This is a genomic window from Mesorhizobium sp. PAMC28654 (assembly GCF_020616515.1).
Classification (GTDB): Bacteria; Pseudomonadota; Alphaproteobacteria; order Rhizobiales; family Rhizobiaceae; genus Mesorhizobium.
Genome location: NZ_CP085135.1, coordinates 4,366,677 through 4,390,610, shown reverse-complemented (window position 1 = coordinate 4,390,610; position 23,934 = coordinate 4,366,677). Strand labels below are relative to the sequence as shown.

Sequence of the window (23,934 nt, the reverse complement as noted above, 5' to 3'; positions counted from 1 at the left end):
GTCGGTCGGTCTCGTCGCGGCATTGCGGCGATAGGGATCAGAAATCAGTTCGGGTAGCAAACCATCGGGATGTTCGGCCATACAGCGGTTTCGCAGTTGGCTGCGGCCTGCCTTTGCTTGAAGGCGGTGCTGACGGGGCCGGTCACGATCGGGTCGACGCCGTCTGGCGCATTGGTATAGACCTGCTGCGCGGAAATCGTGTCTGGCGGCAGAACCGTGCGCGCGTCATTGCGCGTCGCGGCGGACTGCGCGGCGTTGACCGCCAGCAGGACGGCAAATGCCGCCGACGCGATGAGTGGCCAGAAACGGGTGAGTTTGTCGGTCATGAGGTTCGAACTGCCCGGGCCCCTTAAGGTTCCCACCTTGGTTAACAAAATCATCTCACACTATGATGCTTAAGATTTGATGAGTATTTGGTGTCGCGCTTCCTCTTTCGCAAATGCGAAAAACCCTGTATGAGCCGCGCAACCGAAAGAAGGCAGCGCCTTTGGCCTGCTGCCTGCAACGCTCCCGAGACCAGAACATGAAAATCCGTAATATCGCGATCATCGCGCACGTCGACCATGGAAAAACAACCCTGGTCGACCAGTTGCTCCGGCAATCCGGCTCCTTCCGCGACAATCAGCGCGTCGCCGAGCGCGCCATGGATTCCAACGATCTCGAAAAGGAACGCGGCATCACCATCCTGGCCAAGGCGACCTCGGTCGACTGGAAGGACACCCGCATCAACATCGTGGACACGCCCGGCCACGCCGATTTCGGCGGCGAAGTGGAGCGTATCCTGTCGATGGTTGATTCGGCCATCGTGCTGGTCGACGCCGCCGAGGGCCCGATGCCGCAGACCAAGTTCGTTGTCGGCAAGGCGCTCAAGGTCGGCCTGAAGCCGATCGTCGTCATCAACAAGATCGACCGTCCGGACGCCCGCCACGTCGAGGTGGTCAACGAGGTGTTCGACCTGTTCGCCGCACTCGACGCCACCGACGATCAGCTCGATTTCCCGATCCTCTACGGTTCCGGCCGCGATGGCTGGGTCTCTGAGAACCCGGAAGGTCCGAAGGACCAGGGCCTGTCGCCGCTGTTCGACCTCGTCATCAAGCATGTGCCGGAGCCGACCGTTCATCCCGGTCCGTTCCGCATGATCGGCACCATCCTGGAAGCCAACCCCTTCCTCGGCCGTATCATCACCGGCCGTATCGAATCCGGCACGCTGAAGGCCAACCAGGCGGTCAAGGTGCTGCACCATGACGGCACGCAGATCGAAACCGGCCGCATCTCGAAGATCCTCGCTTTCCGTGGCCTCGAGCGCCAGCCGATCGAGGAAGCGCAGGCGGGCGACATCGTCGCCATTGCCGGCCTGTCCAAGGGCACCGTCGCCGACACGTTCTGCGACCTGGCGGTGACCGAGGCGCTGCATGCGCAGCCGATCGATCCGCCGACCGTGACCATGTCCTTCCTCGTCAACGATTCGCCGCTCGCCGGCACCGAGGGCGACAAGGTGACCAGCCGCGTCATCCGCGACCGCCTGCTGCGCGAGGCCGAAGGCAATGTCGCGCTGAAGATCGAGGAATCGCCGGACAAGGATTCGTTCTTCGTCTCCGGGCGTGGCGAATTGCAACTGGCCGTGCTGATCGAGACGATGCGCCGCGAAGGCTTTGAAATCGCCGTGTCGCGACCGCGCGTCGTCATGCAGAAGGGCGAAAACGGCGAATTGCTGGAGCCGGTCGAGGAAGTCGTCATCGACGTCGACGAGGAACATGCCGGCGTTGTCGTGCAGAAGATGTCGGAGCGCAAGGCCGAGATGGTCGAACTGCGCCCCTCCGGCGGCAACCGCCAGCGCATCGTCTTCCACGCGCCGACGCGCGGCCTGATCGGCTACCAGTCGGAACTGCTGACCGACACGCGCGGCACCGCCGTGATGAACCGGCTTTTCCATGCCTATGAGCCCTACAAGGGCGAGCTGCCGGGCCGCACCAACGGCGTGCTGATCTCCAACGAGCAGGGCGAGGCGGTTGCCTACGCCATGTGGAACCTGGAAGACCGCGGCCCGATGGTCATCGACCCGGGCGTCAAGGTCTATCAGGGCATGATCATCGGCATCCACTCCCGCGACAATGACCTCGAAGTGAACGTGCTGAAGGGCAAGAAGCTGACCAACATCCGCGCCGCCGGCAAGGATGAGGCGGTGAAGCTGACCCCGCCGATCCGCATGACGCTGGAGAAGGCTCTGGCCTGGATCCAGGACGACGAGCTGGTCGAGGTGACGCCAAAGACCATTCGCCTGCGCAAGCTTTATCTCGATCCGAACGAACGCAAGCGTTTCGAGAAGTCCTCGAAGGCGGTCGGCGCGGCGTAAGCTTTCGATTTTCCAACAGCCAAGAGGGGCGAAGCATAGGTGTGCCGCGCCCCTCTTTTCGTTCATCCAGCAGCAGCCGAGATAATGTCCTTGCGATCGGGCTCGCCTGCCAAGTTGACAAGGATCATGGCTCCCTGGCGGGTCGGCTTGCGCAGGGCTTTGACCCCATCCGGGTGAGTGACGAGCAGTTGCTTCTCCTCCAGCGCCTGAAGTCTCGATCGCGAGATCGCCGAACTCGTTGGCCAGCAACCGGTCAACCCTAAGGGATGTCGGCCCCTCCATTTCCAGGCGCAATTCCAATGCGGTAGCGTTTTCCTGGCTGCCGCCGAGCACGTCCTTGCGCACGGCTACATCCGGAAACTCCTCGACGCGCCGCACCTGGCTTCGCAGCGCGTCCACATCGAAGGCGTGACGACGCGCGAGCGCCGGATCATTGCTTTCGAGCGCCGCCAGTCGCGCTGCATCGATGTCGCGGCGGTTGCAGCGCTCGAAAATGCCGAAATTCCAGGAATTGTCGCAACCGATGCAGCGATAGATCAGCCACACGTCAATGCGTTTGCCGTTGGCGTTGACGCGAAATTTGCCGCTGCTGCGATAGGCTTTCAGGCCGCCACAGCGATTGCAGTTGATGAGCGGTTGAGGCGCGATCTTGGGGGTGATCGTCCAGCGGATACGCAGGTGTCCACACATGCCGAAAAGTCCTTCCCGTCGGGAAGTTCATCAGGCCGGCGATGTCGAGATGCCCATGCGGGCACGGCGTGGCGAAGAGGCTGTGGCAGTCGGAAATCAGGCGTCACGGCGGAAAGCGCGACAGCGGTTCAGCAGTGCCAAACCGGTCTCGAACCGCCGCCTGAGGAACACATGAAATAAAGCAGACGCCGCCAATGCGACGTCTTGTGGTGTATCAGGGGAGTTGACGAGACCGGCGGTTACTGGGGCAAAGTGACGCTCGAAATTGTTTCGCGGCGGCACTTCTAGCCGCGAGGCGTTCGGCCGGCAAGCGTCTTTCTTGTCAGCGCTACCGTCGCTCAATCACTTGCGCTAATGTCTGATATCGAAGGTTTTCAAACAGAGATCCTCGCCATGCAGCTCACCTCTCTCCTGATCTTCGCCGCCGCGCTGTTCGTTGCCGCCGGCTCGCCCGGCCCGTCGATTGCCGCACTTGTCGCGCGTGTCATCTCCAAGGGGTTTCGCGACGTCTTCCCGTTCCTGCTCGCCATGTGGATCGGCGAGGGCATCTGGTTGTCGCTGGCGGTGTTCGGCCTGGCTGTCGTGGCGCAGACCTTCCACTTTGCCTTTGTTGTCGTGAAATGGGTTGGCGTCGCCTATCTCGCCTACCTGGCCTGGAAGATGTGGACGGCGCCTGTCGAAGCCGGGGAAGGCGATATGCCGCGTGAAGATTCAGCCGTGAAACTGTTCTTCGCCGGCATGGCTGTGACGCTCGGCAACCCCAAGATCATGATGTTCTACCTGGCGCTGCTGCCGACCATCATCGACCTGGCTTCGGTGACGGTGGTCGGCTGGGTCGAGCTGACGCTGACCATGGCCGTTGTCCTCATCGCCATCGATCTCGCCTGGGTGCTTGCCGCCTCGCAGGCGCGAAAACTGCTGAAGAGCAAGCGGGCAATGAAGATCGCCAACCGCGTCAGCGCCACGACGATGGCCGGAGCAGCGGCGGCGATCGCGACGCGCTGATTCCCCTCGCCCCGGTTTCCGAGAAGAACTACCGCGCCATGGCGAGATATTCGTCGTTCGGCCGCATGTCGATGGCCGCCGCCACTCGGTTCGACATGTTGAAGAAGGCGGCGGTCGAGGCGATGTCCCAGATGTCGCGGTCGGAGAAACCGGCTTCGCGCAGCGCGGCCCGGTCGGCCTCGACGATCTTAGCCGGCTCCTCAGTCAGCTTGACCGCGAATTCGAGCATCGCGGTCTGCTTCGGCGAGAGATCGGCGGCACGGAAATTCATCACCATCATCTCGCCGAGTGCCGGGTCGCCCGAAAGCTGACGCACCGCCGCGCCATGCGCGGTCAGGCAATAATAGCAATGGTTGATCGAGGAGACGGCGACCGCGATCATCTCGCGCTCCAGCTTGGACAGGCCGGATTCGCCCAGCATCAGGTCGTTGTAGGTGTCGGTGAAGGCACGCAGTTTCTTCTCGTCGAAGGCATAGGCCTTGAGCACGTTGGGAACGAGACCGAGCTTCTCCTCGCATTTGGCGAAATAGGTTTTTGTCGCTTCGCTGAGCTCGGCGGTGCCGAGGTCAAGTGCGGTGATTTTGCCGGTCATGGAGCATTTTTCCTCATTCGCTGGCTATTTTCCGATGGATTTCGATATTTGTTGGCAAGCCGTCAAACCTTTGTCGCCAAATACCGGTCATCTGCTACGATAGTCGTAAAAGCATGTGACGGGAGGAAATTGGCATCATGGCAAGCCTGAAATCCGCAAGTGGCCCAAAAAAGACGAGCGTCACAAAGGGAAGCGGGACAAACGGGGCTGCTGCGAAGGCGAGCGAAAAGCCCGGCAGGCTCGCGGATTACCTGCTTGCCCGAGCCCCGGCGGAAGATGTCGCCGCCTATGATGTCGCCGACCTCGAGCGCGCCGCCGACCTCGCCGGCCGCGCCGTCGCCCGGCACAAGAAGGGTGATTGCGTCGTCGCCATAGATGTCGATTCGGGTGTCGTCCGGCAGGGCCGGCCGATGACCATCATCACCGTCGTCAACGACAACATGCCGTTCCTTTTCGATTCCATCCTCGGTGAAATCACCGAGAGCGCCGGCGAGCCGCTGCTGGTCACCCATCCGGTCGTCGTCGTGAAGCACGGCAAGGCTGGCGTCGACGAGATACTCGGCGATGGCGGCTTCGCCAAGGGCGATCACAACCACGATCGGCTGAGCGTCGTCCACGTCCACATCGGTCGTCTCTCCGCCGAGCAGGCCGAGGCGTTGACCGCGCGGCTGAAGAAGATCCTGTCGCAGGTGCGTGCCGCCGTCACCGACTGGAAACCGATGCTGGCCCGTCTTGACCAGGCGATCTCGGAATTCCGCTATGCGCCCGTTCCGCTCGACAAGGCCCACGTCACCGAGGCGATCGCCTTCCTCGAATGGCTGCGCGATGACAATTTCACCTTCCTCGGCATGCGTGAGTTCAAATACACAGGCGGTGAGAAAAGCGGCACGCTGGAACGCGCCGACAAGGCCGGCCTCGGCATCCTGACCGATCCCGATGTGCTGGTGCTGAGACGCGGCACCGAAGCGGTGACGACGACGCCGGAAATCCGCGCCTTCCTGCACGGGCCGGAGCCGCTGATCGTCACCAAGGCCAATGCCAAGTCGGCGGTGCATCGCCGCATCTATCTCGACTACATCGGCGTCAAGACATACACCGCCAAGGGCGTGCTTTCGGGCGAGCTGCGCATGGTCGGCCTGTTCACGTCGACCGCCTACACGCGCTCGGTGATGAAGATCCCCTATCTGCGCTCGAAGGCGGAAACCGTCATCGCCAAATCCGGCTTCAATCCCGGCGATCACTCCGGCAAGGCACTGATCAACGTGCTGGAAAGCTATCCGCGCGACGAACTGTTCCAGGTACCGGTGCCCATTCTCAGGAAGCACGCCGAAGCCATTCTGGGGTTGGTCGAACGGCCGCGCGTGCGCGCGCTGGTGCGCGCCGACCAGTTCGACCGTTTCGTCTCGATCCTCGTCTTCGTGCCGCGCGATCGCTACGACAGCGTCGTGCGCGAGAAGGTCGGCACCTACCTCAAGACCGTTTTCGAAGGCCGGCTGTCGGCCTACTATCCGGCATTTCCCGAAGGCGGGCTGGCGCGCGTCCATTTCATCATCGGTCGGTCCGGCGGCAAGACGCCGAAGGTCGAGCAAGCGGCGATCGAGGCGGCGATCCGCGACATCGTGCGGACCTGGGACGATGCGCTGCGCGAAACCGCCGCCGAAAGCGGCGCCGATGCCGCGCTTACAGCGATCGCCTCACGCTTTTCGGAGAGCTACCGCGACAGTTTCTCGCCGACCGTGGCGCTGGTCGATGCCGGGCGTATCGCCAGGATCAACGCGGCCAATCCGATCGCCATCGACTATTATCGCCACGCCCACCAGAAGCCGCAGCAGGCGGCGCTGAAGATTTATCATCATGGCGCACCGGTGGCGCTGTCGCGGCGCGTGCCGGTGCTGGAAAACATTGGCTTCCGCGTCATCAGCGAGCGCACGTTCGAGGTCGGCGACGACCAATCCGGCATGGTCTTCATCCATGACATGGAGCTGGAGAACCGCTACGCCAAGCCGATCGACCTTGCCGATGGCGGCGCGCTGTTCGAGGACGCTTTCCTGTCGGTGTGGCGCGGCGACGTCGACAATGACGGCTATAGCGGCCTTGCCCAGACCGCCGGCCTGTGGTCGAGCGAGATCACCATCCTGCGCGCCTATGGCCGCTATTTGCAGCAGGTCGGCATCCCGCAGAGCCAGGATTTCATCGCAGCGGCGCTCAACCGCTACCCCGACATCGCGCGCGGCCTGCATGCGCTGTTCATTGCCCGGCTCGGCCCGACCGCGGAGGGCGAAGGCGTGGTGGCGGCAAAGCATCTCAAGGCCAAGATCAAGGATGCGCTTGAAGATGTGCCGAACATCGACGACGACACCATCATCCGCCGCTACCTCAACCTGATCGAAGCCTCGCTGCGCACCAACCATTTCGTTGCCGATACAAAGAAAAAGGGCCAGTCGCTGGCGATCAAGCTGGAGTCGCACGCGGTCGAGGGATTGCCGGCGCCGCGGCCGTGGCGGGAGATCTTTGTCTATGGTTCCGAGGTCGAGGGCCTGCATCTGCGCTTCGGCCCGGTCGCGCGTGGCGGCCTGCGCTGGTCGGATCGTGCACAGGACTACCGCACCGAGGTGCTGGGCCTCGTCAAGGCGCAGCAGGTCAAGAACGCCGTCATCGTGCCGGTCGGCGCAAAGGGGGGGTTCTATCCAAAGAAGCTGCCGATGAGCGCTGGTCGCGATGCCATCTTCGAGGCCGGCACATCGGCCTACAAGAACTTTGTCTCCAGCCTTCTGTCGATCACCGACAATATCGGCCTCGACGGTGTCATCCCGCCTGCCGGCGTTATCAGACGCGACCAGGACGATCCCTATTTCGTCGTTGCCGCCGACAAGGGCACGGCGACCTTCTCCGACACCGCCAACGCCATTTCCGAGAAGCATGGCTTCTGGCTCGACGATGCCTTTGCCAGCGGCGGCTCGGCCGGCTACGACCACAAGAAGATGGGCATCACCGCCAAGGGTGCGTGGGAAGCGGTCAAGCGGCACTTCCGCGAGATGAACCGGGATATCCAGACTTCGCCCTTCACCGTAGTCGGTGTCGGCGACATGTCGGGCGACGTGTTCGGCAACGGCATGCTGTTGTCGCCGAAGACCCGGCTGATCGCCGCTTTCGATCATCGCGACATCTTCATCGATCCCGATCCGGACATGGCGGCGTCGATGGCCGAGCGCGAGCGCATGTTCGCCCTGCCGCGTTCGAGCTGGCAGGACTATGACAAGACCAAACTGTCGGACGGCGGCATCATCGTCTCGCGCAATCAGAAGTCGATCACCCTTCCGGCGGCGGCGGCGGCGGCGATCGGTTTGAGCAAGACGACCGCCACGCCGGTGGAGATCATGACCGCCATCCTCAAGGCGTCGGTCGACCTTCTTTGGTTCGGCGGCATCGGCACCTATCTCAGGGCATCAACCGAAACCAACGCCGAGGTCGGCGACCGCGCCAACGATGCCATCCGCATCACCGCGCTCGACGTACGCGCCAAGGTGATCGGAGAGGGCGCCAATCTGGGCGTCACGCAGCGGGCCCGCATCGAGTTCGGATTGAATGGCGGCCGCTGCAATTCCGATGCCATAGACAATTCGGGCGGCGTCAATTGTTCCGACGTCGAGGTCAACATCAAGATCGCGCTGGCGTCCGCCATGCGCAAGGGATCGCTGACCAGGCCGGCGCGCAACAAGCTGCTGGCCGAGATGACCGAGGAGGTCGGCGGACTGGTGCTGTCCAACAATTACGAGCAGACCCTGGCACTCTCCATCGCCCGCAAGCGTGGACTTGCCGACATTGCGCACCAGAGCCGGTTCATGACGGCGCTGGAGGCGCGCGGCCTGCTCGACCGCACTGTGGAAACGCTACCGTCGCCGGCTGCCCTTGCCGAGCGCGAAGCGCGCGGCGAACCGCTGACCCGGGCCGAACTCGGTGTGTTGCTCGCCTATGCAAAGATCGTGCTGTTCTCCGACATCGTCGCCAGCGACGCACCGGACGAATCGCATTTCGACCGCGACCTGATGGGCTATTTCCCCGACCGCATGGCGAAGAAATACGCCGCCGAGATCCACGGCCACCGGCTGCGCCGCGAGATCATCGCCCGCGTCGTCGCCAACGATTTGGTCAATCGCGGCGGCCCGTCCTTCGTCAACAGGCTTCAGGAAGCGACCAGCCGCACCGCCGCCGACGTGGTGCGCACCTTCGCCGTGGTGCGCGACGGTTTTGCGTTGCCGGCGCTCTATCGCGAGATCGACGCGCTCGACAATCATATCGACGGGCAGGTGCAGCTCGACCTCTATCAGGCGGTCAGCCGGCTGATCTATGTGACCAGTGGCTGGTACCTGAAGAACGACGCCGGCACCGCACCATTGGCCCAGCGGATCGCCGAGTTGCAGGATGCGCGCAAGGCGCTGGAGCCCAAGCTCGTTTCGCTGCTGCCGGTCTTCTCGCGCGAGCGGATCGAGGAGAAGCGGCACGGGCTGTTCAAGAGCGGTGCTCCCGACAGACTGGCCGAGCAACTGGCGCTGAGCGAGGTGGCGGAACTTATTCCCGACATCGCGCTGACGGCACGCACGGCCGGTGCCGACATCGTCGCTGCGGCCAGGGCGTTCTTCGCGGTCAGCGACGCCTTCCGCATCCCTCGTGTCGAGGACGCGGCGCGCTCGATCACGCCGTCGGATTATTACGACCAGCTCGCGCTGTCTCGCGCCACCGACACGATCGGCGCTGCCCGGCGCGGCATCGCCGTGGCCGCACTGACCGGCCATGCAAGTGCGGCGGACCCAGTGACAGCGTGGCTGGAAGCAGGCGGCGAGCGGGTGGCACGCATCCGCGAGCGGCTGCAGGCGCTGACCGAGGGCGGCGAAATCACCGTGTCGCGGCTGTCGGTGGCGTCGGGGCTGATGAGCGATCTGACCGCACGATGACGGTTTGACGCTTCGTGCGAGATTGCCGGCAAGAACTTCGTTATAGAGCAAAGCAGAGCCCCGTTTCGGGGCTCTGCTTCCGGGAGGGGACATGGCCGAGGTAGCAGTGCAGCGCGCGTCGGGACGCGGCATCTGGGGGTGGATGTTCTTCGACTGGGCGGCACAGCCGTTCTTCACGGTCGTCACCACTTTCATCTTCGGGCCCTATTTCGTCTCGCGAATGGCGAGCGATCCGGTTACGGGCCAGGCGGCCTGGGGCTACGGCATCGCCGCGGCCGGCCTGGTCATCGCCGTGCTGTCGCCGATCCTCGGTTCGATCGCCGACCAGACCGGACCACGCAAGCCATGGATCGCGTTCTTCGCAGCGATCAAGATCACCTGCCTTTGCCTGCTGTGGCTTGCCGCGCCAGGCTCGAACCTGTTCCTGGTCGTGCTGTTCTTCTCGCTGGCCTCGGTCGCCGCTGAATTCTCGACCGTGTTCAACGATTCGATGATGCCGCGCCTGGTGCCCAAGAGCGAGATCGGGCGGATCTCCAACACCGCCTGGGGTCTCGGCTACCTCGGCGGCATGATCGCGCTGATCTTCGTCGTCACCTGCCTGGCCGGCTCGCCGGAGACCGGCAAGACGATCATCGGCATCACTCCGCTTTTTGGCCTGGATCCAAAGCTGGGCGAGGACGCGCGGGCAACCGGGCCGCTGTCGGCGGCATGGTATTTCCTGTTCATCCTGCCGATGTTCTTCTTCACACCCGACGCCATAAAAGGCATTCCCATCCGGCCGGCGGTGCGCGAGGGCCTGTCGGAACTCAAATCCACGCTCGGCGAAGTGCGTCGTCGCGTCGGTATCTTCCGCTTCCTCGTTGCCCGCATGATCTATCAGGACGGCGTCAACGCGCTGCTTGGCCTGGGTGGCCTGTTCGCGGCGGCGATGTTCCACTGGTCGATCACCGAGATCGGCCTGTTCGGCATTATCCTGAACGTCATTGCGATTTTCGGCTGCATGGCCGCCAGCAGGCTCGACACCGCGCTCGGTTCGAAGGTGGTGGTGATGATCGCGCTGGTGCTGTTGAGCATCGCTACGGTCGGCGTCGTGTCGACCGGGCCGGGCTACACGCTGTTCGGCGCCCTGCCGCTTCCTGTCACGGATTCGGGAGGACTTTTCGCGACCGCGGCCGAGAAGGTCTATATCCTCTACGGCCTGTTGATCGGCATTGCCTTCGGGCCGGTGCAGGCGTCGTCGCGGTCCTACATGGCGCGCAGTGTCACCGCCGCCGAATCGGGCCGCTATTTCGGTATCTACGCGCTGGCCGGAAGGGCGACCAGTTTCCTGGCGCCGTTCATGGTGGCGACGATCACCGCCGTTAGCGGCTCGCCCCGGCTCGGCATGGCGGTCATCATCCTGTTCCTGGTCGGCGGCCTGGCCATACTGGCCCGCACGCCATATCCGGCAGACAAGCCGGCGGAGTGAGTGCTTTTCCTTCTCCCTCAGGGAAGAAGGAAAGAAGTGCTCAATGCCTGAAGTGCCTCACGCCGGTGAACACCATGGCGATGCCGTGCTCGTCGGCGGCGGCGATGACGTCGTCGTCGCGCATCGAGCCACCCGGCTGGATGACGGCGGTGGCGCCGGCTTCGATTGCCGACAGGAGGCCGTCGGCAAAGGGGAAGAAGGCGTCGGACGCGACGACCGAGCCTTTGGTCAGCGGTTCGGCCAGGCCCGCTGCCTCAGCGGCATCGAGCGCCTTGCGCGCGGCGATGCGCGAGGAATCGACGCGGCTCATCTGGCCGGCGCCGATGCCGACCGTCGCGCCATCCCTCACGTAGACAATGGCGTTGGACTTGACGTGCTTGGCGATACGGAAGGCGAATTTCAGATCGGCCATCTCAGCCGGGGTCGGGGCACGTTTGGTCACCACCTTCAGCTCAAGATCGTCGACGACCGCATTGTCGCGTGACTGGACGAGCAGGCCACCGGCGACGGTTTTGACCATCGTGCCGGGCGTGCGTGGGTCGGGCAGGCCGCCGGTGACCAGAAGGCGCAGGTTCTTCTTTGCAGCGACGATTGCCGCTGCCTCGTCGGTCGCCCCGGGCGCGATGATCACTTCGGTGAAGGTCTTCACGATTTCCTCGGCGGCCTCGGCATCGAGGATGCGGTTGACCGCGACGATGCCGCCGAAGGCCGAGACGGTCGCAGGCCAGCGCCTTGGCGTAGGCGTCCTTCAGCGATGCGCCCTCGGCGACGCCGCACGGATTGGCGTGCTTGATGATGGCAACGGCGGCCGAGCGGGCGGGGTCGAACTCGGCGACCAGTTCGAAAGCGGCATCGGTGTCGTTGATGTTGTTGTAGGACAGCTGCTTGCCTTGCAACTGGCGCGCCGTGGCGACGCCCGGTCGCTTGTCGCCATTGACGTAGAAGCCGGCATTCTGATGCGGGTTCTCGCCATAGCGCATGACGGATTCCAGCCTGCCGCCGAAGGCACGCCAGGTTGGATGCTCGATCTCCAGAGCCTCGGCGAACCAGCCGGAAATCGCCGCGTCGTAGGTGGCGGTGCGGGCAAAGGCCTTGGCTGCCAGCTTCTTGCGGAAATCCAGCGACAGCGAGCCGAAATTCATCTCCAGCGCGTTGAGCACCGAAGCATAGTCGCCGGGATCGGTGACAACAGCGACATAGGCGTGGTTCTTGGCCGAGGCGCGGATCATCGCCGGCCCGCCAATGTCGATGTTCTCGACGATCGACGCGTAGTCGGCGCCGGAGCGGCGCACTTCCTCGAAGGGGTAGAGATTGCAGATGACGAGATCGATGGGCTCGATGCCGTATTTCTGCATCGCCGCGGCATGTTCGGGATCGTCGCGGACGCCCAGCAGCGCGCCATGCACCGACGGATGCAGCGTCTTGACGCGGCCGTCCATGATCTCGGGAAAGCCGGTCAGTTCGGAGACATCGCGCACGGCCATGCCGGCCTCCGCGATCGCCTTGGCCGTGCCGCCGGTCGAAACCAGCTCGACGCCGGCCCCGGCCAGCGCCCTGGCGAAATCGATGAGGCCGGTCTTGTCGAAAACGGAGAGCAGGACGCGGCGGACCGGAACGAGGTCTGGCGCGGGAATGTTCTTGGCGGCGACGGCCATGGCTGGCGGCCTTTCAAGGCTGATTTGAAGGGTCCGCGCGCCGTAGCACATGACGCTCGGAAATCAAACCGGCGCGCGCTGTCCGAGCACGTGATGGCCTGCAATCCAATGGTTTTGGGTGTAGGCTCGCCGATCGTTGGAGGAGCAAAACCATGGCATTTGTCCGTATTGGCCAGTTCAAGGCGTTGCCAGACAGCACCGAGCAACTGCGCGCGATCTACGAAACCGAAGCGATACCCGTCATCCGCGCGGCGAGCGGCAATATCAGCGCCGTGCTGCTGCAGCAGCATCAGGAACGAACCTCGTTCTTAACAATCACTGTCTGGAGCACCATCGAGGACGCTGAGCGTTATGACCGAAGCGGCCAGGCCGCGACGATGGTCGACAAAATACGCTTCGCCTTTGCCGGTCCGCCGTCGCTCAGCACGTATGACGCGTTCGGCATCTCATAGCCGGCGAAACATCGTCTGCCCGAAGCAGTCGAAGGGCCTAATTGTTTTCCGGATGGCCGGCGATGCTGGTGCGCGTCAGCTGCCAATGGACTTCGGAGACGTCCGATGCCTTGAAGGCAAGCACGATCTGGCGGCTGCGGCGCGGGCCGCCAAGTCCGGCGAAATAGATCGATTCCTCCACTTCGGGCGCCACTTCGGCGCAGGTGAACACCCAGCTGTCGGCGGCTTCGGCGGTCAGCACCAGCCGATCATGCTCGTCTTGGAACAGATTGATATCGGGATGGATGTGGAAGCGCACCGTGATGAAGTCGCGCCCGGTGTTGCGGATCGGCGCGCCGCCTGGCCGCTGGAACCGGTCCCTGCCGGCCAGCACATTGCCGTTCGTCGACAGTTTCAGCTCACGCTCGTGCAGAAAACCGAAGCGCTGGGCATAGCCGTCATGGCGGGCGACGAAACCCTGGCTGCCCTTCTGGTCGATACGCTTGCAGGGAACATGCTGCGGGCCGCCGATCAGCGGCGAGCCGAGGAGGTCGTTGAAGCGCAGGGAATGGCTGAAGCGTGCCGATGACGTGTCATTGATGGTGGCGGTCGAGTGTGCTGCCGTTGCTCGGGCCAGCGGCCGGAATTCGGCGGCGCCATAGGTGTCGATGCCGGCATTGACGATATAGTGCTGGCGCCCCGAGGACAGTTCGAAGGCGAGGCATCCGGCGTGCGCCGCATTGGAAACGTCGATCGGTGGCGGCAGGCCAGTGTCGGCGATCACCGTGACGCCGCCCATGGACAAGCGCTCGTAGCCGGAATGCGGTGCATGCAGCAGCGGCGCGCCGGCGGTGTCGTCGTGGCGCAGGATGGTGGCGATGCGATCGTGAATGGTCGCGCCCATGCCGTTGAAGCGGGCGAGGCTGCCGTCCTGGTGGCGAAAGAAGCGCAGCGCCGGCAGCATGCGGTCGATGGCGCCCATCAGCGCCGCCGGCGGCGTTTCGGCCTGATTGGCATAGGTCTGGCGCAGCGGCAGAAGGTCGGCGAGGATTTCCAGAACGGCCATCGGATTGCGAGAGATGTGACCGCCGTCGGGGAGGATCTGATGATCGAGTTCCTCGGCCAGATTGCGGGTCGCGCCGCGCAATGCCGATGCCGGCGCCGGCAGCGACAAAGCGGCAAAGGCAAGCGCGATGCGGGCGCGTAGCCTGTCCTTGCCATCCGGCATTTCGCGCGCCATCGAGCGCAGGTAACGGATCTGAACGGCAAGCGATTTCAGGAAGGCCCGGTAGAACGGATATTCGGCCCCTTGCAGCACCACCGAGGAATGCTGCAGCCAGGCGATGACACGCTTGGCCGTCGTGCCGGGCTCCCAGGCGATGCCGGAGATGTGGTTGCCATGCATGGCGATCCAGTCGGAAACCAGGGCGCGTGCGTTGGCGGCGGCAAGCTCCGTGCCGGCCGCCCGCATGTGGCGCAGCCAGCGAAAGCCGTGCAGCGTCTTCTGCCAGCCGGGATTTGGCACGTTGATCTGGAAGGGCGATTTGCCGCCTGTCTCGACCAGATGGCCCGACAGCGGGTAACGGCCGTAGTAAATCTCGAGCGCGATCTGCGGATCGGCCAGGCGCAGGTCCGGCGGCGCGATCAGCACGCGCTCCGGCGTGCGGCCGGAATAGCGCCAGCGATAGGCAGGCCCGGCACGAAGGCGCCGGCGCGTTTTGCGCCAGAACTCCTTCGCGACAAGCGTCCATAGACGCGTCGTGTTGCCGGCAACAAGTGCCAAAGCCCCTCCTGGTCGTCCACTTCCCCAAAGCAAGTTTATATGATTCAAGAACTTATGCGAAGGCCAATTCCATGGAACGATACCGGTTCACCCGGTTTTGACCCGCATCCACCCCAAAAAGTTTGAAACGCACCGCGGAAGATCGCTAGCCAATCCTGCGCATGCGGGCGGCGAAGAAACCATCCAGGCCGGAGCGTTCCGGCGACCCCAGGTCGAGGTCGGCGGGCGTGGTGCGCAGCGTACCCCGCGCCGTCAGGAACGGATCGATGCCGGCGATCTCTCCCGCATGAAGCGGATCGTCGATGACGCCGGGGGTCTCGGTGAGAAAGGCGCGATGCAGGTCTTCACCTTCCAGCGGGTCGAGCGAGCAGTTGGAAAACACGATCCTGCCGCCCGGCTTGACCAGATTGACGGCGCGGGCGAGCAGCCTGCGCTGCAGGTCGGCGAGCTTTTCGACATCGGCAGCGGTCTTCGTCCAGGGCACGTCGGGATGCCGCCGCACCGTGCCGGTCGAGGAACATGGCGCATCGAGAAGAACCGCGTCGAACAGCTCCGTCGGCTCGTATTTGAGGAGGTCTGCCTGCACGGTCTCCGCCGACAGGCCAAGGCGTTCGAGGTTCTGGGAGAGACGCGCCAGCCGGTTCTTGGAGGTGTCGACCGCGGTGACCCTGGCGCCGGCAAGAATCAATTGTGCGGTCTTGCCGCCGGGCGCCGCACAGAGATCGGCAACGCGAAGCCCGCTGACATCGCCGAACAACCTCGCAGGAAAGCTGGCCGCAGCATCCTGAACCCACCAGGCTCCATCAGCGAAGCCGGGCAATTCCGGGACGGACGCACTGAGCTTTTCCACTCGCACCGTGCCGGTCGGCAGGACGATGCCACCGAGGCGTTCGGCCCATAGCGCGGGGTCGGCCTTGACCGAAAAATCAACCGGCGCCTCATGGCGATGGGCAGAGAGGATTTGCCTGGCCTTATCAGCGCCATAGGCCGCCTTCAGCCGATCCGAAAACCATTTCGGTGCCTCGTCGGTGGTGGCAAGTGCGGCAGGCAGTTCGGTTTCCTTGGCGCGCGCCAGCGTGCGCAGCACCCCGTTGACGAGACCTGAAAAGCGCTGGGTGCGCGGGTCGGACTTGGCGTGGGTGACGGCAAGGTCGACAGCGGCGCTGTCGGGAATGTCGAGGAACAGGATCTGCGCCGCGGCCACGTGCAGGATGTGCGACAGTGCCGTCGCGTTGGGCGGCAGCGACTTTTCCAGGCGCCGGGCCAGCAGGCCGACGATGGTCATGCGATAGCGCAATGCGGTGACCAGGATGGCGCGCACCAGGCCACGGTCGCGCAGATCGAGTGCCTTGTACTGCGGGTGGCCGTTCTCGTGGTCGGTCAGCCCATCCAGCGGCGTCCTGGCGTCGATGACAGCGGCAAGCAGGCGTGCGGCCGCCTTGCGCGCGGCGAGGCCGGCAACGGTGTCGCCGCCTGTACTGTCTTCACGATTGCCTGACATTGCCGGGCGAGGCCTTGCCATGCTCACGACCACGGACCTTTGGGTCCGGTCGGGTTGCGTCCCCACGGGTTGGATTTCGGCCTGGCAGGCTCGGCCGGCGCTTGCGGCTGCGCGGGCCGGTCCCACGGACCGGAGGGCTGCTGCTCGTCCGCTTGCCGTGGAGCCGATGCCCGTCCTGGCGCGCGTGCCGTTTCAAAAGCGGCACCCGAGCCCTCCCGCGCCATCGCCTGCAAGGCGGCGATGCGGTTCTCGGTGCTTGGGTGGGTGGAAAACAGATTGTCCATGCGCTCGCCGGAAAGGGGATTGATGATGAAGAGGTGGGCGGTCGCCGGGTTGCGTTCCGCATCGGGGTTGCGGATGCGTTCGGCGCCACGGGCGATCTTGTCAAGCGCCGATGCCAGCCACAGCGGGTGTCCACAGATTTCGGCGCCGCGCCGGTCGGCCTCGTATTCGCGTGTGCGGCTGACCGCCATCTGCACGACCATCGCGGCAAAGGGCGCCACGATCATGGCGGCGAGCACGCCGACAAAGCCAAACGGGTTGTTGTTGTCGCGGTTGCCGCCGAAGAAGAAGGCGAAATTGCCGAGCATCGAGATGGCGCCGGCAAAGGTCGCGACGATGGTCATGGTCAGCGTGTCGCGATGCTCAACATGGGCGAGCTCGTGCGCCATGACGGCCGCGACCTCTTCATGGGTCAGCGCCTTCAGGAGGCCGGTGGAGGCGGCGACCGCGGCATTTTGCGGATTGCGGCCGGTGGCGAAGGCATTCGGCTGCGGATTGTCGATCAGATACGTCCTGGGCATCGGCAGGCCGGCGCGTTGCGCAAGGCCCTGCACGATCGCGTAATATTCGGGCGCGTTCTTTTCGTCGACCTCGATTGCGTGGTTCATCGACAGCACCATCTTGTCGGCGTTCCAGTAGCTGAACAGATTGGTGCCGGCGGCGACGACCAGCGCGATCATCATGCCGCCTGTTCCGCCGATCAGAAAGCCTACGCCCATGAACAGCGCGGTCATGGCGGCTAGAAGCATGGCGGTGCGAAGTGTGTTCATCGTCTGCTCCTCTGCGGATGGTGATGAAAAGGGGTCGATCCTCGTGGGGTCATCGCTATATGATGGGAAAGGCCTGTCCCTGTTTCAATCCGCTGGAAATATCGCATGAACGACGAAACCAGTAAAACGCCCGCCGGCACGGATGACGCGCCGCCAAAAGAGCTGACGGCCGCCGCCCGCCGCGCACTGGCGGAAGCCGAGGCACGGCGGCAAGATTATCGCCAGAAGGAAGCCGCGCTGCCCCGCGAGATCGGCGGCCGTGGCGGCAAGGAACCCGGCCGCTACGGCGACTGGGAGGTCAAGGGCCTGACCAGCGATTTCTAGGAAGCCGCCGCGGCTTGTGTCCGCTCCATGCCGATACGGCCCTGGGCGTCCGTGACCGCCCTCAGACCATCATAGTCGAAGATGGTGGCGTGCGCTGTTGCCATCGGGTGCTGATGTGTGGCGGTGACGACGAGCACCTCGGCTCCGGCAGCCTCGCCCGCCTGGATGCCGGGCGTTGCATCCTCGAAAACAAGGCAGTCGCTGGCATCAAAGCCGAGCCGCTCGGCCCCCAGCCGGAAACAATCGGGAGCCGGCTTGCCATGCGCTACGTCCTCGGCCGTGACAAGAGTGGCCGGAACCGGAATGCCCGCGGCCTCGATCCGCCTCAGCGCCAGCACGCGCGGTGATGACGTAACAATGGCCCAGCGCTTTGGCGGCAGCGAGTCCAGGAAGGCGGCCGCGCCGGGGAGTGCTTCGATTCCCGCGACATCGGCGATTTCATCGCGGGTAATCTGGTCCGCTTCCCGCTGCGGGTCAACGCCTGGGAGGGCCAGCCTGCGAACGGTTTCGATCGCCCTCCTGCCGTGCATCGTCGGCAAGAAAGCCGCCACGTCGAGACCGTGGCGGGTCGCCCATGCGCTCCACACCCGCTCTGCCGCGGCGGTCGAATTGAGCAATGTGCCGTCCATGTCGAACAGGAATGCGGCGAATTTTCTGCCTGCGAGCATTGGTTTCCTTGATGGCTGTTCACGGAACTATCGATTCCAGACAACCGTATCGGTGCGGTGGTGGATTTGAAAGACGCGGGGCGTTTTTCGCCTGGGCTCAGGGAACCATGCCCGGCCCTACCGCGTTTCAACAGTTCTGACCTCCATGTCGATTGAAGGGGACCCGCGATGCTGATCCGGCTCGGCTACGAAATCTCCATTGAATGCACACAGGCCACACCCATTGTTTCGCTGCTCGAGATCCACAGGGATCGCCAGCCCACAATCAAGCGGCAGACACGCGTGCTGACGTCGCCTTCCGTCCATACGCGCCTTTATCACGACCTTCACGGCAATGCCTGCCGGCGCTTCACGGCGCCTCCTGGCGGCTTTCGCATTCTCTATGACGCCGTCGTCGAGGATGGCGGCCAGACGGATGAGGTCAACACGCTTGCCAGGGAAGTGCCGGTAGCGGAACTGCCGGACGAGGTGCTCGGCTACCTGCTTGGCAGCCGCTATTGCGAGACCGACCATCTCAGCGGACTTGCCTGGCAACTGTTCGGCCATGTCCCGGCGGGTTGGGCGCGCGTCCAGGCGATCGTCGACTATGTCCACAATCGCCTGTCCTTCGGATATGGCTATGCGCGGCCGACCCGAACGGCGGCGCAGGCGCATGAGGAACGGGTCGGCGTCTGCCGCGACTTCGCGCATCTGGCGATCACGCTTTGCCGCTGCATGAACATTCCCGCCCGTTATGTGAACGGCTATCTCGGTGATATCGGCGTGCCCATCGACCCCGCACCGATGGATTTTTCGGCGTGGCTGGAAGTGTTCCTCGACGGCAAATGGTACACATTCGACGCCCGTCACAACATGCCGAGGATCGGCCGCGTCGTCATCGCGCGCGGTCGTGACGCCACCGACGTGCCGCTGCTGCACAGTTTCGGTCCGCATCGGCTCAGCCTGTTCAAGGTCTGGACCTACGAGCAGGAAGGCAATCTGTTCAATCCGCCTTATCACGCTGTCGACAAGACAGTCAGCGCGCACATGCTGGCATAGAGCCTGTCCCATCCCGATGGTGTCGGGATGGGACTCTATCTTCTTGCTTGACCATGATCTCTGGACAAACGGGGACCGTTTGTCCGAGAAACCGGTTTCCACTTTGGGCGACATGCACTGGTCACGGCATCAGCTGGCGGTGATCCGCTCTGGCACAGTCCGGCTGTGCCGCCGCGGGACGCGTTCCAGACGGCTCCTTTTGGGTGGACCAGATCGTGGTAAGCGCCAGGTAAACGGCGCGAGAGTTGCTGTCGCGTTTACGGATTGTTGACCCTGTCTTCCTGACAAAACCCAACAAAAACAAAGAGTTTGTGTCGCCTGCCCTGCCTTTGGGCGATTGGCGGCGTCATCCGGCTGGAATCCTGCATCGAACCTTCCCGGCGACGAGGCCGAGGCGAGGAGAGGCAACAGGATGCGGAATTACGGGGGTCTTGTTCACGCGATTGGCGGTTTCGCCAAGGATCGCGGTGGAAATTTCGCAGTCCTGTTCGGCCTTACCGCCTCGGTCTTGGCGCTGGCCGTCGGCTTCTCGGTCAACCTGTCCCAGCTCTACAATGCCAGGTCGAGCCTGCAGGGCGTGGTCGATGCCGCCGTCACCTCGACGGCGCGTGATCTGACGACCGGCGTCATCAAGGAGGCCAATGCGAACGCGTCGGTGCAGGCCTTTCTCGATGCCAACAACTCGGCGGGCATCCTGCAGGCCAATCAGATCGTTCTCGACAAATTGACGGTCGACCCGATTGCCAAGACGGTGCAGGCGGATGTTTATGTCAACATCGCGTTCTATTTCCCGCTGTTCAGCATCGGCAACATGCAGCGCGTGCCTGTCTCGACCACGGCCGTCTATTCGGACAAGACGATCGAGGTGGCCATGATGCTTGACGTGACAGGATCCATGGCCGGCCAGAAAATCAAGGATCTCAAGGCCGCCGCGAGCAACGCGGTCGACACATTCCTCGCCGGCCAGGATTTGTCCAAGCCTCGGGTGCGCGTATCCATTGTGCCTTACGCCAATTCGGTGAATGCCGGCACGCTTGCCGCCAGCAGCGTTTATGTCGAAACGTCCACCAGCCAACGCAAACAGGCGCCGGGCAACAACGACCCGCAATACGTCTCGGCATCACCGCGTCCGGACAATTGCGCAACCGAACGCAAGGGTGTCGATCAGTATTCAGACGCTGGCCCCGACTCCAGCATGGTCAATCGCGATTATCTGCTTTCGGGCTTCGCGCAACAGACAGGCACCGCCGCTTGTCCATCGGCCACGTTGATACCGCTGACGGCCGACGCCACGGCGCTCAAGAATGTGATCAAGACCTTCGTCGCCTCCGGCGGCACTGCCGGTCACGTCGGCGTGCAATGGGCCTGGTACATGCTTTCGGAAAACTGGGGCAGCGTGATGAAGGCCTCGGAACGGCCGGCCAAGATGGATCCCAAGAAGGTCGCCAAATACGCGATCCTGATGACCGACGGCGAGTTCAACCTGTCCTATTTCGACGCCAGCACCGTCAACCAGGTGTACAATGACGCCGGCAAGGAACCGACCCGCACGGCGGCGAAGAAGCTTTGCGCCGCCATGCGTGACAAGGGCATCGAGATATTCACCATCGGCTTCGATCTCAACGAGACGAACGCCAAGGCAACCCTGCAGGATTGCGCCAGCCCGGACAGCGGCGGCATCAAGCATTTCTACCAGGCCGCCAACGGCGCCGAACTCGACACCGCGTTCCAGACCATCGCCCGCAACATCGAGCGCCTGGCGCTGAGCAAATAGCATCGCGGAAAAGGAAAAGGCCGCCGCTTCTTGCGAAGCCGGCGGCCTTCCGTGTTTCCGTCCATGGCGCGGCCCAATGGCGGCGACCTGTGAGGTCACCCGCCGCGCATCTCGCGCCTTAACGGGAAGACTGCTTCCCGAAAGTGCAATCCGCTGAGGCCACGTTCTGGAAAACGAAATCACTCGACATCGGATCACCTCCTTTCGATTTGTTGAACACACCATGATGATGGGGTCTCATCCGGTAAATGGCAAGGCGTCACCCTCAAAAAGCCGGTAGTGTGTCTTTCCGGACGAACCGGCTTGCAGTCCAGGGGCAAACGGACAACATTGTTGCATTGGCTTCGGGGAGGGAGCATGGACGCCACCGACAAGGCCGCGCGGATAGTTCGAACGGTCATTGAAACGCTGAAGCCGGGTTTTGCGATCAAGCTCTGGACGGGCGAGCGGATCGGCCCCATCACGGGCCCGGTGCTCACCATCAACGACCCAGACATTGTCTGGCAGATCCTGCGCCGCCCTTCTCTCTCGACCCTGATCGAGATGTGGATTTCCAAGGCGGTCGATGTGGAAGACGGATCGCTGTTCGATTTCTACGCCCTGCCATCGCAAGGCAAGCTCAGGTCGAAGCTCAAGACATTGCCGAAACTGGCAATCCTGCGCGACCTGCCCGCCGTGCTGTTTTCGCGAAAGCAGATGACGGCGCCGGTCGACCTTGCCGGACGAAACCCTTTCGTCAGCGGATCGAGCAAGCAGGCGATCCAGCATCACTATGATATTTCAAATGCCTTCTACCGGCTCTTTCTCGACGAGCGCATGGTCTACAGCTGCGGATACTTCAAGGATTTCGCCAGCGACATTGATCAGGCGCAGGCCGACAAGCTCGACCACATCTGCCGCAAGCTGCGGCTGAAGCCGGGCGAGCGGCTGCTCGACATCGGCTGCGGTTGGGGCGCGATGCTGATCCATGCCGCGAAACATTACGGCGTCACCGGCCACGGCGTCTCGTTGTCGGAAGCCCAGACCGAACTCGCCCGTCAGCGCATTCGCGCCGAGGGGCTGGAGGACAAGATCACCATCGAGATAAGGTCCTACGCCGAACTCACCGGCACCTTCGACAAGATATCGTCGATCGGCATGTTCGAGCATCTGGGGCTCGCCAACCATGCCACCTATTTCTCCACCATCCATCGGCTGCTGAAGCCGGGCGGCATCTATCTGCATCATGCCATCACCAGACGCAGCAAGGGAGACATGAAGAAAACCCTGCGCAAGGGGCCGGAATACAAGGCGCTGATCAAATACATCTTCCCCGGCGGCGAACTCGACACGATCGGCATGACGCTCGGCAATTTCGAAGCGCATGGCTTCTTCGTCTACGACGTCGAGAACCTGCGCGAGCACTATGCCCGCACCTGCCGGCTGTGGGCCGAGCGCCTCCATGCCCGGTTCGACGAAGCGATCGCCGAGGTTGGAGAAGCCAGGGCGCGGCTCTGGCTGCTCTATCTTACCGGCTGTTCAATCACCTTCGAGCGTGCCTCGGCGCAGATTTTCCAGACTGTCGTGACCAAACGCGCGCGAGGCCCAAGCGGGCTGCCGCCGACGCGGGCGGACCTTTACCGGTAGCGACCCGCTCGGCCCAATCGCGCGTCGAGGACAGCGACCGACTGATGAGGCCGGCAAGGTTCCACACGATGCAGGCAGCTTAAATAAGCCTTTTTCGCCTGTTCGGCTGTCGGCGGCCCGGCTTCAGATTCCGACGGAGGAGAGACGCCCCGATGCAGCGCCTGTGGAAGCCTTCGGATCCCATATCGAACAAGGCTACCTGGCATGCGATGCCCAAGTGGTTGTTGAGGCTCCTGGTTTTCCTGGTAGCAGGCCTGCCAGCCGCGCCGCTCGTCGCCGCCACGCAGCAGATGGCCGCCGCGACATGGTTCAATCCCAATCAGCCTTGGGGAGAGCGCCGACCTGTAACGGCTGCGGACCGGGCGTTGATCGCAAGCTATCGCTCCGGACGGAAGAAGCCGGTCATCGATACGAACTTCACAGACCCGGCGGAGTTCCAATCGCAATGGTCGCTGCAATCGGACGACCGTGGGGACCTGCAATCTTGCCGTCAGCCGCGCAACGTGGTGACCACCCAAACAGGCCTCGAGCTCAGGACGCTGGACGCCGTGAAATGTCATGCGAAATGGTCTACCGGCTTCGCGACCAGCAAATCGAAGCAGTCGTACGGATTTTTCGAAGCCAGTATCAAGGTGGCCGACATCGATGGGCTCAACAATGCCTTCTGGCTTGTGAGCGAAGACGCTTTCGAGATCGACATCGCGGAGGTGCACTTCCCCAACGATTTGCATATGACCCTTCATAACTGGGTCACCAGCGCCGGCACCGGGGTTGGGTTCGACAGCAAGTTCAGCGGCGACCTGTCGAAAGGGTTCCACGACTTTGGCGTCCTTTGGACACCGACGGACATCATCTTCGAGGTCGATGGCGAACCAGTCGCGGCGATCGCGACCCATGGCGCGATCAAGAAGCCGGTGGACATCCGCTTTTCAACCGCTCTGGCCTTCTTTGCCGGCAAAATTCCCGACAAGCCCGCCGGGCACTCCATGTATGTCAGGTCGCTGCGCGTCTACCCACTATAA

Annotated in this window: 16 protein-coding genes and 2 pseudogenes; 10 read left to right on the top strand and 8 right to left on the bottom strand. The window is 63.3% G+C overall.

Annotated features, from left to right (window positions below):
• Window positions 1–44: 44 nt before the first annotated feature.
• Window positions 45–326 carry a hypothetical protein gene (locus LGH82_RS21460; protein WP_227344642.1) on the bottom strand — a complete coding sequence of 94 codons (282 nt, stop codon included), beginning with the start codon at window positions 324–326 and terminating at the stop codon, window positions 45–47.
• Window positions 327–523: 197 nt separating this feature from the next.
• On the opposite strand from LGH82_RS21460, the gene typA reads away from it, so the two are divergent.
• Window positions 524–2,353, top strand: coding sequence for a translational GTPase TypA (typA, locus tag LGH82_RS21455; RefSeq protein ID WP_227344641.1), 1,830 nt, complete (start codon window positions 524–526; stop codon window positions 2,351–2,353).
• A gap of 62 nt (window positions 2,354–2,415) precedes the next feature.
• Here the strand turns inward: typA and LGH82_RS21450 are convergent.
• A pseudogene (locus LGH82_RS21450) lies at window positions 2,416–3,043 on the bottom strand (DUF1062 domain-containing protein).
• 393 nt (window positions 3,044–3,436) lie between these two features.
• On the opposite strand from LGH82_RS21450, the gene LGH82_RS21445 reads away from it, so the two are divergent.
• Window positions 3,437–4,048 carry a LysE family translocator gene (locus LGH82_RS21445; RefSeq protein WP_227344640.1) on the top strand — a complete coding sequence of 204 codons (612 nt, stop codon included), beginning with the start codon at window positions 3,437–3,439 and terminating at the stop codon, window positions 4,046–4,048.
• Between the two features lie 28 nt (window positions 4,049–4,076).
• On the opposite strand, the gene LGH82_RS21440 is transcribed toward LGH82_RS21445, so the two are convergent.
• Window positions 4,077–4,640: a peroxidase-related enzyme gene (locus LGH82_RS21440; protein ID WP_227344639.1), complete on the bottom strand. Its 564-nt coding sequence runs from the start codon at window positions 4,638–4,640 to the stop codon at window positions 4,077–4,079.
• Between the two features lie 137 nt (window positions 4,641–4,777).
• Between LGH82_RS21440 and LGH82_RS21435 the strand changes: the two genes are divergently transcribed.
• Both LGH82_RS21435 and LGH82_RS21430 read left to right on the top strand, forming a co-directional pair.
• Window positions 4,778–9,592, top strand: a complete 4,815-nt coding sequence (locus LGH82_RS21435; protein WP_227344638.1) for an NAD-glutamate dehydrogenase — start codon at window positions 4,778–4,780, stop codon at window positions 9,590–9,592.
• 91 nt (window positions 9,593–9,683) lie between these two features.
• Window positions 9,684–11,060, top strand: coding sequence for an MFS transporter (locus LGH82_RS21430; RefSeq protein ID WP_227344637.1), 1,377 nt, complete (start codon window positions 9,684–9,686; stop codon window positions 11,058–11,060).
• A gap of 40 nt (window positions 11,061–11,100) precedes the next feature.
• Here the strand turns inward: LGH82_RS21430 and purH are convergent.
• Window positions 11,101–12,715: pseudogene (purH, locus tag LGH82_RS21425) on the bottom strand (bifunctional phosphoribosylaminoimidazolecarboxamide formyltransferase/IMP cyclohydrolase).
• 152 nt (window positions 12,716–12,867) lie between these two features.
• Here purH and LGH82_RS21420 point away from each other — a divergent pair.
• Window positions 12,868–13,167 (top strand): putative quinol monooxygenase, encoded by a 300-nt coding sequence (locus LGH82_RS21420; RefSeq protein ID WP_227344636.1) that lies wholly within the window; start codon window positions 12,868–12,870, stop codon window positions 13,165–13,167.
• A 37-nt stretch (window positions 13,168–13,204) separates the two neighbouring features.
• Here LGH82_RS21420 and LGH82_RS21415 read toward each other — a convergent pair whose 3' ends face one another.
• The 3 genes from LGH82_RS21415 to htpX all read right to left on the bottom strand — a co-directional run bounded on the left by LGH82_RS21415 (window position 13,205) and on the right by htpX (window position 17,482).
• Complete coding sequence (locus tag LGH82_RS21415) at window positions 13,205–14,929, bottom strand: heparinase II/III family protein (RefSeq protein WP_227344635.1); 1,725 nt, start codon at window positions 14,927–14,929, stop codon at window positions 13,205–13,207.
• Window positions 14,930–15,074: 145 nt separating this feature from the next.
• Window positions 15,075–16,451, bottom strand: coding sequence for an RsmB/NOP family class I SAM-dependent RNA methyltransferase (locus LGH82_RS21410; RefSeq protein ID WP_227344634.1), 1,377 nt, complete (start codon window positions 16,449–16,451; stop codon window positions 15,075–15,077).
• A 2-nt stretch (window positions 16,452–16,453) separates the two neighbouring features.
• A complete protein-coding gene (htpX, locus tag LGH82_RS21405; RefSeq protein WP_227344633.1) occupies window positions 16,454–17,482 on the bottom strand; it encodes a zinc metalloprotease HtpX in 1,029 nt (342 codons plus the stop codon).
• A 105-nt stretch (window positions 17,483–17,587) separates the two neighbouring features.
• Here htpX and LGH82_RS21400 point away from each other — a divergent pair, with 105 nt between their 5' ends.
• Window positions 17,588–17,806 carry a DUF1674 domain-containing protein gene (locus tag LGH82_RS21400; RefSeq protein WP_227344632.1) on the top strand — a complete coding sequence of 73 codons (219 nt, stop codon included), beginning with the start codon at window positions 17,588–17,590 and terminating at the stop codon, window positions 17,804–17,806.
• Here LGH82_RS21400 and LGH82_RS21395 read toward each other — a convergent pair.
• Window positions 17,803–18,474, bottom strand: a complete 672-nt coding sequence (locus LGH82_RS21395; RefSeq protein ID WP_227344631.1) for an HAD-IA family hydrolase — start codon at window positions 18,472–18,474, stop codon at window positions 17,803–17,805. The two genes, LGH82_RS21400 and LGH82_RS21395, sit on opposite strands and share 4 nt — an antisense overlap.
• Before the next feature lie 168 nt (window positions 18,475–18,642).
• Here LGH82_RS21395 and LGH82_RS21390 point away from each other — a divergent pair, with 168 nt between their 5' ends.
• From LGH82_RS21390 to LGH82_RS21375, 4 genes are all read left to right on the top strand, one after another.
• The gene (locus LGH82_RS21390; protein ID WP_227344630.1) at window positions 18,643–19,512 is read left to right on the top strand and encodes a transglutaminase-like domain-containing protein; all 870 of its coding nucleotides are present in this window, start codon (window positions 18,643–18,645) and stop codon (window positions 19,510–19,512) included.
• 412 nt (window positions 19,513–19,924) lie between these two features.
• The gene (locus tag LGH82_RS21385; RefSeq protein ID WP_227344629.1) at window positions 19,925–21,286 is read left to right on the top strand and encodes a pilus assembly protein; all 1,362 of its coding nucleotides are present in this window, start codon (window positions 19,925–19,927) and stop codon (window positions 21,284–21,286) included.
• A gap of 357 nt (window positions 21,287–21,643) precedes the next feature.
• Window positions 21,644–22,912 (top strand): SAM-dependent methyltransferase, encoded by a 1,269-nt coding sequence (locus LGH82_RS21380; RefSeq protein ID WP_227344628.1) that lies wholly within the window; start codon window positions 21,644–21,646, stop codon window positions 22,910–22,912.
• 152 nt (window positions 22,913–23,064) lie between these two features.
• Window positions 23,065–23,934, top strand: coding sequence for a glycoside hydrolase family 16 protein (locus tag LGH82_RS21375; protein ID WP_227344627.1), 870 nt, complete (start codon window positions 23,065–23,067; stop codon window positions 23,932–23,934).

What these genes read in the sequence shown, in the direction of transcription:
- LGH82_RS21460 (WP_227344642.1), bottom strand. Translation starts at nt 326, where the DNA reads ATGACCGACAAACTCACCCGTTTCTGGCCACTCATCGCGTCGGCGGCA.
- typA (WP_227344641.1), top strand. Translation starts at nt 524, where the DNA reads ATGAAAATCCGTAATATCGCGATCATCGCGCACGTCGACCATGGAAAA.
- LGH82_RS21445 (WP_227344640.1), top strand. Translation starts at nt 3,437, where the DNA reads ATGCAGCTCACCTCTCTCCTGATCTTCGCCGCCGCGCTGTTCGTTGCC.
- LGH82_RS21440 (WP_227344639.1), bottom strand. Translation starts at nt 4,640, where the DNA reads ATGACCGGCAAAATCACCGCACTTGACCTCGGCACCGCCGAGCTCAGC.
- LGH82_RS21435 (WP_227344638.1), top strand. Translation starts at nt 4,778, where the DNA reads ATGGCAAGCCTGAAATCCGCAAGTGGCCCAAAAAAGACGAGCGTCACA.
- LGH82_RS21430 (WP_227344637.1), top strand. Translation starts at nt 9,684, where the DNA reads ATGGCCGAGGTAGCAGTGCAGCGCGCGTCGGGACGCGGCATCTGGGGG.
- LGH82_RS21420 (WP_227344636.1), top strand. Translation starts at nt 12,868, where the DNA reads ATGGCATTTGTCCGTATTGGCCAGTTCAAGGCGTTGCCAGACAGCACC.
- LGH82_RS21410 (WP_227344634.1), bottom strand. Translation starts at nt 16,451, where the DNA reads ATGGCAAGGCCTCGCCCGGCAATGTCAGGCAATCGTGAAGACAGTACA.
- htpX (WP_227344633.1), bottom strand. Translation starts at nt 17,482, where the DNA reads ATGAACACACTTCGCACCGCCATGCTTCTAGCCGCCATGACCGCGCTG.
- LGH82_RS21400 (WP_227344632.1), top strand. Translation starts at nt 17,588, where the DNA reads ATGAACGACGAAACCAGTAAAACGCCCGCCGGCACGGATGACGCGCCG.
- LGH82_RS21395 (WP_227344631.1), bottom strand. Translation starts at nt 18,474, where the DNA reads ATGCTCGCAGGCAGAAAATTCGCCGCATTCCTGTTCGACATGGACGGC.
- LGH82_RS21390 (WP_227344630.1), top strand. Translation starts at nt 18,643, where the DNA reads ATGCTGATCCGGCTCGGCTACGAAATCTCCATTGAATGCACACAGGCC.
- LGH82_RS21385 (WP_227344629.1), top strand. Translation starts at nt 19,925, where the DNA reads ATGCGGAATTACGGGGGTCTTGTTCACGCGATTGGCGGTTTCGCCAAG.
- LGH82_RS21380 (WP_227344628.1), top strand. Translation starts at nt 21,644, where the DNA reads ATGGACGCCACCGACAAGGCCGCGCGGATAGTTCGAACGGTCATTGAA.
- LGH82_RS21375 (WP_227344627.1), top strand. Translation starts at nt 23,065, where the DNA reads ATGCAGCGCCTGTGGAAGCCTTCGGATCCCATATCGAACAAGGCTACC.